This is a genomic window from Stenotrophomonas genospecies 5 (genome assembly GCF_054473825.1).
Map to the genome: position 1 here is coordinate 719,518 of NZ_JBTMUW010000001.1, position 15,353 is coordinate 734,870.

Annotated in this window: 13 protein-coding genes; 4 read left to right on the forward strand and 9 right to left on the reverse strand. The window is 67.0% G+C overall.

Going from position 1 to position 15,353, the window contains the following annotated elements; genetic code table 11:
* Positions 1-3 precede the first annotated feature (3 nt).
* Both ACX9OW_RS03490 and ACX9OW_RS03495 read right to left on the reverse strand, forming a co-directional pair.
* Complete coding sequence (locus tag ACX9OW_RS03490) at positions 4-3,120, reverse strand: galactose-binding domain-containing protein (protein ID WP_459061942.1); 3,117 nt, start codon at positions 3,118-3,120, stop codon at positions 4-6.
* Between the two features lie 197 nt (positions 3,121-3,317).
* Positions 3,318-4,397 (reverse strand): MBL fold metallo-hydrolase, encoded by a 1,080-nt coding sequence (locus tag ACX9OW_RS03495; protein WP_346475702.1) that lies wholly within the window; start codon positions 4,395-4,397, stop codon positions 3,318-3,320.
* 103 nt (positions 4,398-4,500) lie between these two features.
* Between ACX9OW_RS03495 and ACX9OW_RS03500 the strand changes: the two genes are divergently transcribed.
* Positions 4,501-5,112: a TetR/AcrR family transcriptional regulator gene (locus ACX9OW_RS03500; RefSeq protein WP_065175563.1), complete on the forward strand. Its 612-nt coding sequence runs from the start codon at positions 4,501-4,503 to the stop codon at positions 5,110-5,112.
* A gap of 124 nt (positions 5,113-5,236) precedes the next feature.
* A complete protein-coding gene (locus tag ACX9OW_RS03505; RefSeq protein WP_053517554.1) occupies positions 5,237-6,265 on the forward strand; it encodes an aminoglycoside phosphotransferase family protein in 1,029 nt (342 codons plus the stop codon).
* Between the two features lie 7 nt (positions 6,266-6,272).
* Here ACX9OW_RS03505 and ACX9OW_RS03510 read toward each other — a convergent pair whose 3' ends face one another.
* The 7 genes from ACX9OW_RS03510 to amaB all read right to left on the reverse strand — a co-directional run bounded on the left by ACX9OW_RS03510 (position 6,273) and on the right by amaB (position 12,796).
* Positions 6,273-7,160 carry a DMT family transporter gene (locus ACX9OW_RS03510; protein WP_065175629.1) on the reverse strand — a complete coding sequence of 296 codons (888 nt, stop codon included), beginning with the start codon at positions 7,158-7,160 and terminating at the stop codon, positions 6,273-6,275.
* Between the two features lie 32 nt (positions 7,161-7,192).
* On the reverse strand, positions 7,193-8,254 hold the full coding sequence (gene murB, locus ACX9OW_RS03515) for a UDP-N-acetylmuramate dehydrogenase (RefSeq protein ID WP_459061943.1): 1,062 nt from the start codon (positions 8,252-8,254) through the stop codon (positions 7,193-7,195).
* An 8-nt stretch (positions 8,255-8,262) separates the two neighbouring features.
* On the reverse strand, positions 8,263-9,318 hold the full coding sequence (locus ACX9OW_RS03520; RefSeq protein ID WP_065181373.1) for a quinone-dependent dihydroorotate dehydrogenase: 1,056 nt from the start codon (positions 9,316-9,318) through the stop codon (positions 8,263-8,265).
* Positions 9,319-9,326: 8 nt separating this feature from the next.
* Positions 9,327-10,094 carry a class I SAM-dependent methyltransferase gene (locus ACX9OW_RS03525; RefSeq protein WP_065181374.1) on the reverse strand — a complete coding sequence of 256 codons (768 nt, stop codon included), beginning with the start codon at positions 10,092-10,094 and terminating at the stop codon, positions 9,327-9,329.
* Positions 10,095-10,099: 5 nt separating this feature from the next.
* Positions 10,100-10,384 carry a DUF4190 domain-containing protein gene (locus ACX9OW_RS03530; protein ID WP_053517549.1) on the reverse strand — a complete coding sequence of 95 codons (285 nt, stop codon included), beginning with the start codon at positions 10,382-10,384 and terminating at the stop codon, positions 10,100-10,102.
* 76 nt (positions 10,385-10,460) lie between these two features.
* A complete protein-coding gene (locus ACX9OW_RS03535) occupies positions 10,461-11,264 on the reverse strand; it encodes an SDR family NAD(P)-dependent oxidoreductase (RefSeq protein WP_065175565.1) in 804 nt (267 codons plus the stop codon).
* Positions 11,264-12,796 carry an L-piperidine-6-carboxylate dehydrogenase gene (gene amaB / locus ACX9OW_RS03540; protein WP_111186677.1) on the reverse strand — a complete coding sequence of 511 codons (1,533 nt, stop codon included), beginning with the start codon at positions 12,794-12,796 and terminating at the stop codon, positions 11,264-11,266. The genes ACX9OW_RS03535 and amaB overlap by 1 nt, the downstream gene beginning before the upstream one ends.
* Before the next feature lie 593 nt (positions 12,797-13,389).
* Here amaB and ACX9OW_RS03545 point away from each other — a divergent pair.
* On the forward strand, positions 13,390-14,739 hold the full coding sequence (locus ACX9OW_RS03545; RefSeq protein WP_430544474.1) for an undecaprenyl-phosphate glucose phosphotransferase: 1,350 nt from the start codon (positions 13,390-13,392) through the stop codon (positions 14,737-14,739).
* A gap of 149 nt (positions 14,740-14,888) precedes the next feature.
* Positions 14,889-15,323: a low molecular weight protein-tyrosine-phosphatase gene (locus ACX9OW_RS03550; RefSeq protein WP_053516763.1), complete on the forward strand. Its 435-nt coding sequence runs from the start codon at positions 14,889-14,891 to the stop codon at positions 15,321-15,323.
* Positions 15,324-15,353: the final 30 nt, after the last annotated feature.

A 15,353-nucleotide genomic window follows, 5' to 3' on the forward strand; every position in this document is an offset into this window, starting at 1 on the left:
GCTCTACCAACGCGCCTCCAGCGTCCTGAACGGCTTCGCCAACCGCACACCCTCGGCATCGAAGTCGGAAACGCTACGGCCGTCCACGCGCACCTGCTTCGGTGCCGTGCGCGCGGGCCACCAGACCTTGACGGCCGTGGCGCTGCGCAGCCCTTCGCCGAGCGTCACGGTCAGCGTACCGTCGCGTTGCTGTGCCTGCATCCGCAGCGTGCCGTACGCCGTCGGCAGGCGCTCCACCGCAAGGCCATCGCCGGCCAGCCAGGAGGGCGGCGTGCCCGGCAGCAGTGACAGGGCATCGTCGTCCTCGCGTATCAGCATCCCGAACAGGGTGCGGCCGTATTCGGCACCGATCCAGGTGTGCGGCATGTCGCCCAGGTAGCGCGGAAAACGCAGCCGTGAGTGCACGACTTCGGCCAGCACCTGCCATTGCAGCGGGCGACGGTCGCGCAGCAGGCCCTGCAGCAGTTCGTCGGCCGCTGCGGGCTGGCCCAGATGCACATAGCTCAGGACGTTGCGGATTTCATAAGGGGTGTACGCATACAGCGCACCGGGCTGGTTGCGCTTGCGGACGTCGTCAAGATAGCGGGCAAAGGTGGTGCGCAGCGCATCAGCCGGCAGCACGCTCTGCGCACCGGTGGGATCCAGCGCGATGGAGACGCCGGTCGGGTCGCCATCGCCAAGATCGGCGGAGGAGGGAATGAAATCGATGCCCTTCCACGCCATCGTCGCGCGGATCGAAGCGTGCAGTGCGTCATACAGCGCCTTGTACTGCCCGCGTGCCCAGGTGGCGGTGGCGTGGTCGCCGAGTGATTCAGCCAGCCATGCGCCGTCATGCCAGCCCTTCAGGCCCCAGTAGTCGTCCCAGTAGCTGTGGGTGGGAGAGGGATAGCCCTCGTGGCTGATCGACGGTGCCAGGATGCCGGCAAAGCGTTCCGGCGCCGGTTGATCGGCCTTGTAACCGGGTACCAGCGTGCGCTCACGCAGTTCCTGCAGGAAGCGCAGCGCGGCCTTCACTTTCGGCAGGTACGCACGCACGGACTCAGGGCCACCGTCGAGGCGCGCGACATCGGCCACCAACGCGACGTACTGCCCCTGGCTGTCGTACTCGATGTCCGATCCGAAGCCGGTGTTGACGCTGCCATCGTCATTGAGGATCGGCGACACCAGGCCGTTGGCATGTACCCCGTGTTCGCTGTACCACGCCAGGTAGTCGCGCGCGACCTTGGCTTCGCCCATCCGCAGCAGTACCGCCGAGGTGGCCATGCCGTCGCGGATGAAGGAGCGGTTGTAGTTGCGTGGGCCGGGTTGCATGGCCGGGCCGGTCTGGTTGATCAGCATGTACGCGGCCTGGGCACGCAGCATGTCGACCAGCGACGGATCGGGCAGGCGCAGGCCGACCTGGCCCAATCGTGCCTGCCAGTCCGCGGAGGCTTCGGCGGCCAGCGTCTCGAAGCCGGCATCGGCATCGCCTGGCAGGCGCGCGAGGTCCAGTGCCGGTGGCTCCGGAAGTACACCCTTGGCGTCGGCCGCCGCCGTACCCAGCGGGAAGGCGACGACCACGGATTGGCTGGCGCCGGGCGCCAGTGTGATCCGGTAGTCCAGTGCCGCCGCCGCCAGCCCACGCGCATCGGTGGCCTGGCGTGCGCCGGGCAACCGGCCCGATGCGATGGCGGAGGTGATCTCGGTTTCGCCGTTCGGGCCGAACGGTGCCGCGCCGGAGGCGCTGACCGCCGACAGCGAGTGCAGCAGCGTACGACCATTGACGCGCACGCTCTGGCCGTCGATGGCCACGTCGCGGATCGGCGACAGGCCACCGTTCTGCCACGGCGGGTTCATCTGCATCGGCCGCACCACCAGGCTCAGCGTGCCCTCGACCGGCGTGGTACCGGTATTGCGCAGTCGATGCCGGAGGAAGGTGACGGGCTGGCCGTCGCGCTCGATCGCGAACGCTTCGCTGCGCAGTTCCAGACCGGGCTGCGGCGACCAGGCGGCCGAGGGCATCGGCTTCCAGCCGTCGCGCAGGGCATGCTGCACGGTCTGTTCCGCGGCACCGGCGGCACGCCCATCGGCATTGCGCCAGATCGGCTGCACCAGCGGTGCGCCCTTGAATGCCTCGATGTTGCCGTATTCGTCGAAGATCGACTTCTGCCGTCCGGCATGCACGCCTACTGCCGTCCAGTACGTCTGCTGCATCTGCAACGACGCCGGGAACAGGCCACGCTGCGCGCCGCTGGCGGCGATCTGGTACTGCTTCATCGGCGTCATCACGGCCTTTGGGCCGAGCAGGCGCAGGCGCGTGACCTGTGGCGAGGGCCCGTCGACGATGAGCCGCAGGGCACGCACATCGTGCACCGTATCGCTGGCCAACCAACTCTGGGCATGGCTGGCGGCCTGTGTGTCCTGCGCCAGCGGCTGCCAGCGCCCCTGCGCATCCTGGGCCTGCAGGCGTGCGGCGCCACGCTGGCCCGCCCACTCCACCGCCAGGCCGGTGCCCGGCTGAGCGCGCGGCAGGGTGATTTCAAGCACATGGCTGCCCTTGCCATCGGTAGGGAGGGCGACGCCGCTACCGCCTTGCCACAACGCGGCTGCCTGTGCGCTGTCGAGTCCGTGCACGCGTGCACTGAGCGTGGCGTCCAAGGGTTCCATCTCGAAGATGGAGACCCCCCAGTCCGACGTGCGCTGGGGACTGGCCAGCCTCAGATAGCGCGCCTGGCGCGGTTCGAAGTACAGCGTCTCCACATCGCCCAGCGAGTCGGCCATGGTGTAGGCGGTCTGCCACTGCCGGCCGTCCATCGAGGTCTGCAGCGTGTAACCCTCGGGATTGGAGACATCCCAGGTCAGGCGCGCGCCCCCGAGCAGGGCAGGTGCGCCCAGATCGATCTGGAACCAGTGTCCGGGGCTGAAGGCGCCGCCGGTGACCGTCTTCGGGTCGTTGTCGATCAGATGGCCGATGGCCATCGCCGGGACCTGCTGTGACGAGCTGCTGGCCTGCCACTGGCTGCGCGGTGGCAGTGTCTGCGCCTGCGCGGCGGAGGCCATCACGGCCAGCGGCAGCAGAGCGCGCGCGACGTAGCGCAGGCAGGCCCAGGAGGGGCGGAAGCGATCAGCACGCAGCGTCATGTCGACAGCCTTGGAGGTTCGGCCAGGATCGGGCAGGCGCTACGCTAGCAGGGGGTGTAATCGTTTACATGACGCGCTGCAATAGGGGAGAGGGCGGACGCGTGGCGCGACGCCCTGCACGGCGTCGCGACAGCCATCGTCCGTAAGGTCACTGCCTGCACGAACCGGCGCCCCGTGACAGCAGCGCCCAGGCAAGCTCAGCGCAGCGCCACCTGTTCCCACCAGCGCGTGCCTGCCTGCGGCGCCTGCATGTCCAGCGCCTCGCCCATCATCGGCGTGGCGATCGGCACATCGTGCGCGGCTGCCAGCGCGGTGATGCGCTCGAAGGGCTGTTGCCAGTCATGCAGGGCCAGGTCAAAGGTGCCGTTGTGGATCGGCAGCAGCCACTTGCCGCGCAGGTCCAGGTGGGCCTGCAGCGTCTGCTCCGGCTGCATGTGCACGAATGCCCAGCGCGGATCGTATGCGCCGGTTTCGATCATGGTCAGATCGAACGGGCCGTACTTCTCGCCGATGGCCTTGAAGCCATCGAAGTAGCCGGTGTCACCACTGAAGAAGATGCGGAAGTCGCCGTCCTGGATGACCCACGAGGCCCACAGGCTGCGGTCGCTGTCGCCCAGGCCGCGGCCGGAGAAGTGCTGGCCGGGTGTGGCGGTCAGGCGCAGGCCATCGGCTTCGGTCGATTGCCACCAGTCCAGCTGTTCGACCTTGTCCGCGTCCACGCCCCAGGCGATCAACTGATCACCCACACCCAGCGGCGCGATGAAGCGCGTGGTCTTGCCCGCCAGCTGCATCACCGCAGCGCGATCCAGATGGTCGTAATGGTTGTGCGAGAGGATCACGCCGGCGATCGGCGGCAGCTGTTCGATGCTGATCGGCGGGGCGTGGAAGCGGGCAGGGCCCATCCACTGCACCGGTGACGCCCGTTCGGAGAAGACCGGGTCGGTCAGCCAATACTGGCCGCGCAGCTTCAGCAGGATCGTCGAATGCCCCAGCCGGAACAGGCTGCGATCCGGCGCGGCTTCCAGCGCGGCACGATCCAGCGCCTGCACCGGAATGGCGCCCGCGGGTACGGTCCCCTTCGGCTTGTTGAACAGGAAGGTCCACCAGATCTCCAGCCCGTTGCGCAGGCCCATCGCCGGCCGCGGCAGTACGTTGTGGAACTTGCCCTCGCGGTATTGCGGGGAGTCGGGGAAGTCGGGGAGGGACCAGGACTTGCAGAAGGTGTAGGCGGTCACGGCGAGGATTCCAAGCAGGAGGACAAGGAGCAGGCGCTTCATGGGTGACGTCCGCAGGGTACACTGCACAGTGTAGTTTCCTGCTGCGGAAAAGTATACTCATCGGTGTAAAATGGGGGTATCCGTTCAGTTATCTGGTGTCGCCATGTCCCGTCCGCCGCAGCGCCTGACCGACCGCAAACGCGAGGCCATCGTGCGCGCGGCGGTGGAGGAATTCCGCACGGCCGGCTATGAGGCCACCAGCATGGACCGGATCGCGGCAGCGGCCGGTGTATCCAAACGCACGGTCTACAACCACTTCCCCAGCAAGGAAGAACTGTTCTCGCTGATTCTGGAGGAACTCTGGGAACGCAGCATGGCCGGCGTCGAGCTGCCCTACCGTGCGGAGCAGCCACTGGAGCCGCAGCTGCTCGCGTTGCTGGAGCAGAAGCTGGAACTGCTGGGTGATGCCAATTTCATCGACCTGGCCCGCGTTGCCATGGCGGAGATCATCCATTCACCCGAACGTGCGCAGGCAATCGTCTGTCGCATGGGCGAGAAGGAGAGTGGGGAAAGCGCCTGGATCCGTGCAGCGATCGCCGATGGCCGGCTGCGTGCGGTCGATCCCGAATTCGCCGCCCATCAGCTGCATGGACTGGTGAAGAGTTTCGCCTTCTGGCCGCAGGTAACGATGGGGCAGGCGCCGCTGGGGGCCGACGAGCGCGCGCGGGTGGCGGCATCGGCGGTCGCCATGTTCCTGGGCCACTACGCGCGCTGACGCCGTGGCAACCGCGTCGGCATGGCTCGCCCGGCCCGCAAGCACAGTGCTGTGACGGACATGTCTGTGCCGTCGATGCGCCATCTGCGATAGTGACGTCGGGTATCAATGCACGATTGCTTCCATGTCATCCGCTTCGGCGCGCCATATCGGCGAAGTCCTGCAACAGTCCTATGGCATCACCACCGCCGCCGTGGTGCCTCGCCCGGTTGGCGCAGACGCCAATGCCAGCGTTTACCGCATCGACGCGCGACGCGGTCAGTGGTGGTTGAAATGCCGCACCTACCAGGTGCAACCGGCGGTCTGGGACACGCTGCATTGGCTGCGGGGCACCCTGGGCATCGAGGAGATCGTGGCGCCATGGCCGGCATTGACCGGCGGCGCGTCGGTCCAGCGCTGGGGCCTGCAGTTCACGCTGTTTCCCTACATAGAGGGCCAGTCCGGTTTCGAGGCGCCGCTCAGCCATGCGCAGTGGCTGCGCCTGGGCAACGTGCTGCGCCGGCTGCATGACGCTGAGGTGCCCGAATCGCTGCAACGCGCGCTGCCGACCCTGCGCCTTGAAGCGGATGCGTTGACCACCGTTGGGCGCTGGCTGCAGCCGGGCGATGCCTTGCCGGTCGCGCAGGATCGGTTGGGCAGTGCGTTCCTGGCCGTCTGGGAGCTGCGCCGCGAACGCATTGCCGAGGTCCACCGCCGCGCGTCGGAACTGCACGATGAACTGCGCGACGAACGGCCGCCGCTGCGGTTGTGCCATACCGACCTGCATGCGGGAAACCTGCTGATGGGTAACGAGGGCAACCTTCACCTGATTGATTGGGATGGCCTGTCCCTGGCGCCGCGCGAGCGGGATCTGATGTTCCCCGGCGCGGCGGTGGGTGGACGCTGGGGGCGCGAACGTCCGCTCGGTTTCGTGGAAGGGTATGGCCCGGACCTGGGGGACCCACGCTGGATAGCCTGGTACCGGCACTGGCGGATCCTGCAGGACCTGATCGAGTTCGAACAGGTGCTGCTGGGGGGCGACGCGCTGGAGCGCTCGCCGCAGCTGCGCCGTCAGTCGCTGCACTACCTGGGCGAACAGTTCGCGCCGGGCAATGTGTTCGATGCAGCCGAACGCGCGTATCGCGCGCTGGATGCGTCGCCGCTGCAGCGTTGACGGTGGATCATTCGGCGGGCTTGGCCGCCGCTGACGCCGCCGCCGTCGCCGCCCGCCGCGACAGCACGGCCTCGCGGTGGGCGATGTAAGCGTTGGCGGCCAGAATGATGCCCGCACCGACGATGGTCCAGCGGTCCACGGTCTCGTTGAACAGCAGCCACCCGCACAGGGTCACCAGCGGCAGCTGCAGGAAGCTGATCGGCGTCAGCGCCGACACTTCTCCCAGGCGCAGCGCACGCGTCCACAGCAGCTGGCCGACCGTGCCCATCACGCCGGTGACCAGCAGCCACAGCCAGGCCACGCCACTGGGCCAGACCCAGACAAACACTGCCGGAACCAGCGAAAGCGGCACCCAGAAGACGTAGGTATAGAGCACCACGGTATCGGCGCTGTCCACGCGGGTGAGCTGCTTGATCTGGATGGCCACCAGTGAACTCAGCACCGCAGCGGCGACGGCGACCAGGCTGCCAGCGGTGAAGCCGGTGGTGCCCGGCCGCACGATCACCAGCACACCGATGAAACCGACCACCACTGCGGCCCAGCGGCGCACACGCACGGTTTCGCCCAACCACAGCACGGCGGCGATGGTGACGAACAACGGTGTGGAGTACGAGAGCGATACCGCCTGCGCCAGTGGCAGATGGCCCAACGCCCAGAACGCGCACAGCATCGAACCCAGGCCGATCGCACTACGCACGAAGTAGCGTGGCAGCTGCTGGGTCTTCAGCGGCGCATGGCCCGGCCGCAGCAGCATCGGCAGCAGTGCCAGCAGGCCGAACGCGTTGCGGAAGAAGGCGACCTCCTGGGTCGGTACGTAACGGGTGGCGTAACGGATCGCCACCGCCATCATGCCGAACGCCAGGGTGCTGCCGAGCATCAGCAGCGCCGCCCGCATCGGGGTGGCGCCGGTGGAAAGGGCGGGGGTGTTCACCACTGTGCGCCGAGCAGGCGGGGCTCCGGTTCGATCGGTACGCCGAATTTCTCCAGCACCGACGCGGAAATGCGCCGCGCCAGCGCAAGCAGCTCGGCCCCGGTGGCGTTGCCATGGTTGACCAGGACCAGCGCATGGCTGGCAGCAACGCTTGCATCGCCCTCACGGAAGCCCTTCCAGCCGCAGGCCTCGATCATCCACGCTGCGGAGACCTTGCGCCGGTCCTCACGATCGGCCGGGAACACCGGCAGGTCCGGGAAATGCTGCAGCAGCACGTCGACCTGCTCCAGGGGCAGGACCGGATTCTTGAAGAAACTGCCGGCATTGCCCAGCACCTCCGGATCGGGCAGCTTGCGGCGGCGGATCGCGATGACTGCGTTGGCCACGTCCACGGCACTGGGCAGCTCCACGCCCTGCGCCTGCAGTTCTTCGCGGATGCCGGCATAGTCCATGCGCAGGTCGTGCAGCAAGGGCAGCTTCAGCTCGATGGCGGTGATCAGGTAGCGGTCTGCCTGCTGCTTGAACACGCTGTCGCGGTAGGCGAAGCCACACTGTTCGTTGTCCAGCCGCACCCAGGCCTGCTCGTGGCAGTCCCAGGCTTCCACTGCCTGGATGAACTCGCCGACCTGTGCGCCATAGGCGCCGATGTTCTGGATCGGCGCTGCACCGGCCGTGCCTGGAATCAGGGCCAGGTTCTCCAGCCCGGACAGGCCTTCCTGCAGCGACCACATCACCAGGCCGTGCCAGGGCACGCCGGCACCGGCGCGGATCACCGCATGATCGGCGCGATGCTCCAGGAAACTGATGTCGCGGTTGCCGAACACCAGCACGGTGCCAGGCACATCGTCGGCGATCAGCACATTGCTGCCGCTGCCCAGCACCAGCAGCGGTCCGCCGGAAACCTCCGGCAGCGCCAGCACGTCCGGCAACAGCGATGCGTCATGCAGCTCCAGCAGCTGCGCGGCATTGGCACGCACGTGGAAGGTGTTCAGCGCCTGCAGCGGCGCGTTCCGGGTCAGTGTCCAGCGCAGCGGTGCGGCGGTGTCGAGTCTATCCATGGGGGTGCTCACAGCGGCGCCACCGCGCCACGGCTGGGCGCTTCGCGGCGGCGGCGGATCGCCTCCACGCATTCCGATACCAGCGCCGGCCCGCGGAAGATCAGGCCGCTGTAGCACTGCACCAGCGAGGCGCCCGCCGCCATCTTGGCCACTGCGTCGGCGCCGGACAGGATGCCGCCGACACCGACCAGCGGCACCGACTCGGGCAGGCGCGAGCGCAGCCGCCGCAGGACCAGGGTGGACTGTTCCAGGACCGGGGCACCGGACAGACCGCCGGCTTCGTTCGCCAGCGGATCGCCGGCCACCTTGCTGTGGTCGATCGTGGTGTTGGTCGCGATCACGCCGTCCACCTGCAGCTCGCCGAGCACGCGCGCAGCAGCGTCGATGTCGCGCTCGCTGAGGTCAGGCGCCACCTTCACCAGCATCGGTACGCGCCGGCCGTGCCGCGCGGCCAGGTCTTCCTGGCGATCACGCAGCTGGCTGACCAGCTGGCGCAGTGCGGTTTCCTCCTGCAGCTCGCGCAGGCCGGCGGTGTTGGGCGAGGAGATGTTGACGGTGATGTAGTCAGCCAGCGGGTACACCTTGTCGAGGCAGGCCACATAGTCGTCGACGGCCTGCTCGTTGGGGGTGTCCTTGTTCTTGCCGATGTTGATGCCGAGCAGGCCGCGACGGTTGCGCGCGCGCTCGACATTGCGCACCAGTGCATCCACGCCTGCGTTGTTGAAGCCCATGCGATTGATGATGGCGTTGTGCGCCGGCAGCCGGAACAGCCGCGGCGTCGGGTTGCCCGCCTGTGGCCGCGGCGTGATCGTGCCGATCTCGACGAAGCCGAAACCCAGCGCGAACAGCGCATCGATGTGCTCGCCATTCTTGTCCAGGCCGGCCGCCAGGCCGACCGGATTGGGGAATGTCAGCCCGAACACGGTGCTCGGCAGCGGCGCGATGCGTGCGGCCAGCAGCGGCGTGGTGCCGGTGCGATAGGCCACGTCCAATGCGGACAGGCCGAGGCCGTGGGCGCGCTCGGCGTCGAGCGAGAACAGGAAGGGGCGGGCAAGCGAATACATGCGTCGGTTCAGTCCAGCGTGCCGAGGAAGGCTCGGGTTCGATATTCAAAGGCGACCTGACCGTTGACCGCGTGGGCCGCGAACAGATCCTGCAGTGCCGCCAGCATCGGCGCATGGCGCGGATGCCCGGGCTGTGGCGCATAGGAGGACGACAGCAGGCGGCCGCGCAGGGCGTCCAGATCCAGGTGCTGCACGTTCGGCAGTTCCACCTGGCCGCGCAACCCGGCGCCAAACCATGCCTGCATCGTGGCGTCATCCTGGTAGCGTTCTGCCACGGCGGAATAGTCCGTGCCGTAATCGAGCAGCAGCTGCTCATAGCCAACCAGGAACGGGCTGGCATCGAGCAGGCGTGAGTTCCAGTAGATCAGCGCCAGTCCGCCGGGGCGCAGGATGCGCTGCCATTCAACACGGACGGCGTCGGTGTCGAACCAGTGGAAGGCCTGCGCGGCACTGACCAGATCGACGCTGTGCTCTGCCAGGCCGGTGGCCTCGGCACGCCCATCGACGGCCTGGAACAACGGGTATGCAGCCAGCCAGCCTTCGGCAGCAGCGCGCATGGCGGCGTTGGGCTCGACCGCGACCACAGGATGGCCGGTGTCGAGGAACAGACGGCTGGAAATGCCGGTACCGGCGCCGATGTCGGCCACCCGTGCATCGTGGCCGACGCCCATCGGTCCATGCAGCCATTCCATCAACGCCGGCGGGTAGTCAGGCCGATAACGGACATAATCGGCGACGCGGCTGCTGAAGCGTTCGGTGCTGTCGGAGGAGGTCATGGCGGTCAGTTCGACAGTGCGGCGAGCCAGGCCAGGCCACCGAAGAAGAGGATGAAGGCCAGGACTGCCGCCAGGGCGGCTGCCACCATCACCCAGCCCAGCACCAGCCCGGTGACCGCCAGGCCATCGCCTTCGAGTTCATGCGGGCGGCGGCGGATCTCGGCGCGGGCCATGTGGCCGGTGACGATGGCGACGATGCTGGCCACGAAGGGCAGGACAGTCCAGGCGGCAATGCCCATGACCAGGCTGACCACGGCCAGGGCGCTTGTCTGTCGGGGTGCCACGCTCATCGGGTCCTCCTTGCAGTACGCACATGATAGTGCCTCCGTCCGGGCAATCCCATGGGCAGTGCCCGGCCCGAGCGGTTCAGCCCATCAGTACCTGGCCACCATCGACGTTCAGCACGTGACCGGTGATCCAGCGCGCCAGCGGCGAGCACAGGAACAGCGCGGCATCGGCAATCTCGCGTGGTTGGCCGAAGCGGCCGAACGGAATTCTTGCCAGGGTGCCGTGATACAGCGCCGGGTCGCGGGTCCTGCGCCGGTCCCACAGACCGTCGGCAAACTCGATGGAGCCCGGGGCGATGGCGTTGACCCGGATCCGGTCCGGCGCCAGTGCCAGCGCCTGCGACGTGGTGTAGTGCGAAAGAGCGGCCTTGGCAGCCGCATAGGGAGCGCCCCCCGGCCGGGGTTGCTGCGCGGCGATCGAGGAGAGATTGAGGATGCAGGCGTCGCTCGATTCGCGCAGCCAGGGCAGGGCGAGCCGCGAGGCCCGCACCGCGGCCATCAGGTCGACCTGCAGGCTGGCGGCCCAGCCGTCTTCATCGTCTGCCATGCCGTAACCGGTGGCATTGTTGACCAGCACGTCGATGCCGCCCAGGGACGCTGCGGCCGCATGCAGCCAGGCGTCGATCTGGCCGGGGTCGGCCAGGTCGGCGGCAAAGGCGTGCAGTGATGCCCCCTGGGCCGCTGCGTCGGCCAGCAGGGCGTCGAGCCCCGCCTGACCTCGTGCGCAGACCGAGACATGGGCGCCGGCCGCAGCGAAGGCCAGGGCCATCTCACGGCCGATGCCTTTGCTGCCGCCGGCAACCAGCACCCGGCGGCCGCTGAAGTCGAGGATTGGAGCCCCCGCCGGGGCCCCACCCTCGGCGACGTCCGGGCCGGGATGCATCACAGGTCGAACTTGATGCCCTGGGCCAGCGGCAGCGAATCGGAGTAGTTGATGGTGTTGGTCTGCCGGCGCATGTAGACCTTCCATGCGTCCGAGCCCGACTCGCGGCCACCACCGGTGTCCTTCTCGCCACCGAACGCGCCACCGATCTCCGCACCGGAGGTGCCGATGTTGATGTTGGCGATGCCGCAATCCGAGCCCGCAGCCGACAGGAAGCGTTCGGCGGTCTTCAGATTCTGGGTGAAGATCGACGAGGACAGGCCCTGCGGTACCCCGTTCTGCATGTCGATGGCTTCGTCGATGCTGTCGTAGGGCATCACGTACAGGATCGGCGCGAAGGTCTCGTGCTGGACCACGGCATCACTGTTCTTCAGGCCGCTGACAATGGCCGGCAGCACGAAGTTGCCGGCGCGGTCGATGCGGGTGCCGCCGGTCTCGATGGTGCCGCCGGCGGCCTTGGCCTGGGCAATGGCGTCGAGGAACTGCTGCACGGCACCTTCGCTGTTCAGCGGACCCATCAGGTTGGCGGCATCGGTCGGGTCGCCGATCTTGCCTTCCACCTGCTTGTACGCCTTGACCAGCGTGGCCAGCACGTCGGCGTAGATCGAGCGGTGCACGATCAGGCGGCGGGTGGTGGTGCAGCGCTGGCCGGCCGTACCGACGGCGCCGAACACGATCCCCGGCACAGCCAGCTTCAGGTCGGCGGTCTCGTCGAGGATGATGGCATTGTTGCCACCCAGTTCCAGCAGGCAGCGGCCCAGGCGGCGCGCCACCTTTTCATTGACGGTGCGGCCGACCTGGGTGGAGCCGGTGAAGCTGATCAGCGGCACGCGACGATCATCAACCAGCTTTTCCGACAGTGCGGTGCCGGCATCGTTGACCAGGTAGAAGATGTCCGGGAAGCCGGCTTCGCGCAGCGCGTCGTTGCAGATCTTCATCGAGGCGATGGCGGTCAGCGGCGTCTTGTTGGACGGCTTCCAGATGCACACGTCGCCGCAGATCGCCGCCAGGAATGCATTCCAGCTCCACACCGCGACCGGGAAGTTGAAGGCTGAAATGATGCCGACCAGGCCCAGCGGGTGGTACTGCTCGTACATGCGGTGGCCGGGGCGCTCCGAGTGCATCGTGTAGCCATACAGCATGCGGCTCTGGCCGACGGCGAAGTCGGCGATGTCGATCATCTCCTGCACCTCGCCATCGCCTTCCGGCTTGCTCTTGCCCATCTCCAGGGCAACCAGCGAGCCCAGCGCATCCTTGTGCCTGCGCAGCGCCTCGCCGCACAGGCGCACGGCTTCGCCACGGCGCGGGGCAGGGGTCGTGCGCCACTGCTTGAACGCTTCCTGGGCGCGGGCGATCACCGTCTCGTATTCAGCCTCGGTGGTCGCACGCACCTGTGCGATCGGCTCGCCCGTGGTCGGGTTGACCGGGGTGATCAGCTCACCGCTGGCAGCGCTCGACCACTCCCCGTTGCCCAGATACGTGCCAGCGTTGATCGCGTCCAGGCCAAGGGACTTGAGCAGCTCGGAAGACATGCAGACTCCTGTGTTTTCGTTACGTTGTTTGGTGTCATCGCGGGCGGGTGGGGGGGCGATGAACAGAACCGCCGATGGTAGCAGAGGGCGATAAGCGGCCTTGGTGCAGTGCAGGGTGCCAGGCCTGGCGGACGTGCTGGGACGGGACGTCCCGGCGACGCCAATCGGGTTGATCCTTCGGAGCGTGATGGGATGATTCCGTGCATCAAACGTCAATTTCTGGACGCTGTCGGACGCAGTGCGAATCATTTTGACGCATTTTGAAATATTAAAAAATAGGAATAGTTCTAATGACTTAGGGTGGGTCGGGCGGGTGAATGGGCGCACGACAGGCTGCCGCTTCCTACCAATTGCCTTTCACATCATTCACAATCACGTTCGACTTATTGACGCAATTCCGTCTGTTCGCACCGGCTTGGGGAGGCCTGGTATGCGACAGCCATCACATTGTAGTGCTGGATCGGAACACAGCTTGGAGAAGTGCAGTGCTACATGGATCGGTAGATGACCTCCCCGCAGAGCGTGCCGATGCCGGCCGCCGCCGGGTCGAAGCCCGGGCGGCCCTGGAACTGGGGCTTCGCCTCGGAGACCTGTTGCTCCTGCCCGGCATGGCTGCACTGGCCCACGTCGTATGCTACGGGACGCCGGCGCCCAACCAGTCCCAGCGCATCGTCTTCGGTGCGGTGATTCTCAGCGCCATCGTCTGCTTCTCCATCGCACCGGTCTACCGCAACTGGCGCCTGCGTGGCCTGCTGGCCGACCTCTGGCTGCTGCTGCTGGCCTGGTCCGGCAGCTTCGCCCTGTTCTCCCTGTATGCCGTGCTGGTGGGGCTGGCCGATGCCGTGCCATCGCGCTGGTTGGTGGGCTGGTACATCGGCGGCCTGGCCTCGATGGCGGGGCTGCGCGTACTCCTGCGTGTCCAGCTGCACCGGTTGCGTTCGCGTGGACTGGATCACGAGCGGATCCTGCTGGTCGGGCTCCGGGCCCCGGCGCTCAGGCTGCATCGCCTGCTGCGCGGCAAGCCGGAGATGGGCAAGGAAGTGATCGGCTACTTCACCAGCAAGGGCGACATCGCCACCCGGCGTGGCGGCGATGCCCCGCAGCGCCTGGGCGCACTGGATGATGTACCGCGCTACCTGGATGCGCACCGGGGGGAGTTCGACCAGGTCTGGGTGTCCCTTCCGCTGGGGGATACCGCGCCCATCCGTGACATGCTCAAACAGATCGAGCGGTTCCCGGTGCCGATCCGCCTGATTCCCGATACCACGGGCCTGGGGGCACTGAACCCGGGCGTGCACCAGGTGGGCGATGTGCCGATGATCGGCGTGCGCCAGGGCCTGGTGGACCACAATTTCCGCCTGTTCAAGCGCATCGAGGACATCCTCGTGGCCGGCGTAGCGGTCATTCTGCTGGCGCCGCTGTTCGTGGTGCTGGCGATCGGTGTGAAGCTCAGTTCACCTGGCCCGATCCTGTTCCGCCAGCGCCGCCACGGCCTGGGCGGCAAGGAGTTCTGGATGCTGAAGTTCCGCTCCATGCGCGTGCATGAGGAAGGGACGGGGCAGATCACGCAGGCGACCCGGGGCGACCCGCGGGTGACCCGGTTCGGTGCCTTCCTGCGGCGCAGCAGCCTGGATGAGCTGCCCCAGTTCTTCAACGTGCTGGGTGGCAGCATGTCGGTGGTGGGCCCGCGTCCGCATGCGATCCAGCACAACAATCACTATGAACGGGTGATCGAACGCTACATGCACCGCCATTACGTCAAGCCGGGCATCACCGGCTGGGCGCAGGTGCACGGGCTGCGGGGCGAGACGCCGGAACTGCGGTCGATGAAGAAGCGCGTGCAGTACGACATCGACTACATCCGTCGCTGGAGCCCGACCCTGGATGTTCGGATCATTGCGTTGACGGCGCTGAAGGTTCTCGGGCAGAAGTCGGCTTATTGAGCCTGCAGAACTGCGAACTGCGACGTAATTCCATGAGTTGCATGGCTATTTTCTCGCCAGCAGCGGCGCTGTAAGGTAATCTGTGCAGCTGTCAGCGCTCCGCCCGTTTCGCGGCGGGGCCTGCATGGAATGCCACAGGATCCAGGTCAGTGTTCAATAACGTACTTTTTGTTTGCGTCGGCAATATCTGCCGCAGTCCCTCGGCTGAAGTGATGCTTCGACGGGCGGTTCAGGGCAGAGGCATCCAGGTGTCTTCCGCAGGTCTGGGAGCACTCGTCGGGCATGGTATCGACGCCACTGCCCAGGCGCTGCTGGTGGAGCAGGGCATGGATGGGCTGGCTCACCGCGCACGCCAGATCGATGATGCGATCCTTGGGGCGGCTGATCTGGTACTGGCCATGGAGCGTAAGCACATTCACCGGATCACCGAGATTGCGCCGCAGGCGTCGGGCAAGACCTTCCTGCTGGGCAAGTGGCAGCAGGACCGGGAAATCCCCGATCCTTATCGCCAGCAGCGTCCTGCTTTCGAGCATGTCTACAGATTGATGGCCGAAGGCATCGAAAGTTGGGTGCGGTACCTGTAGGTCTTCACCGGGCGAACGTGCAGCAGGGCG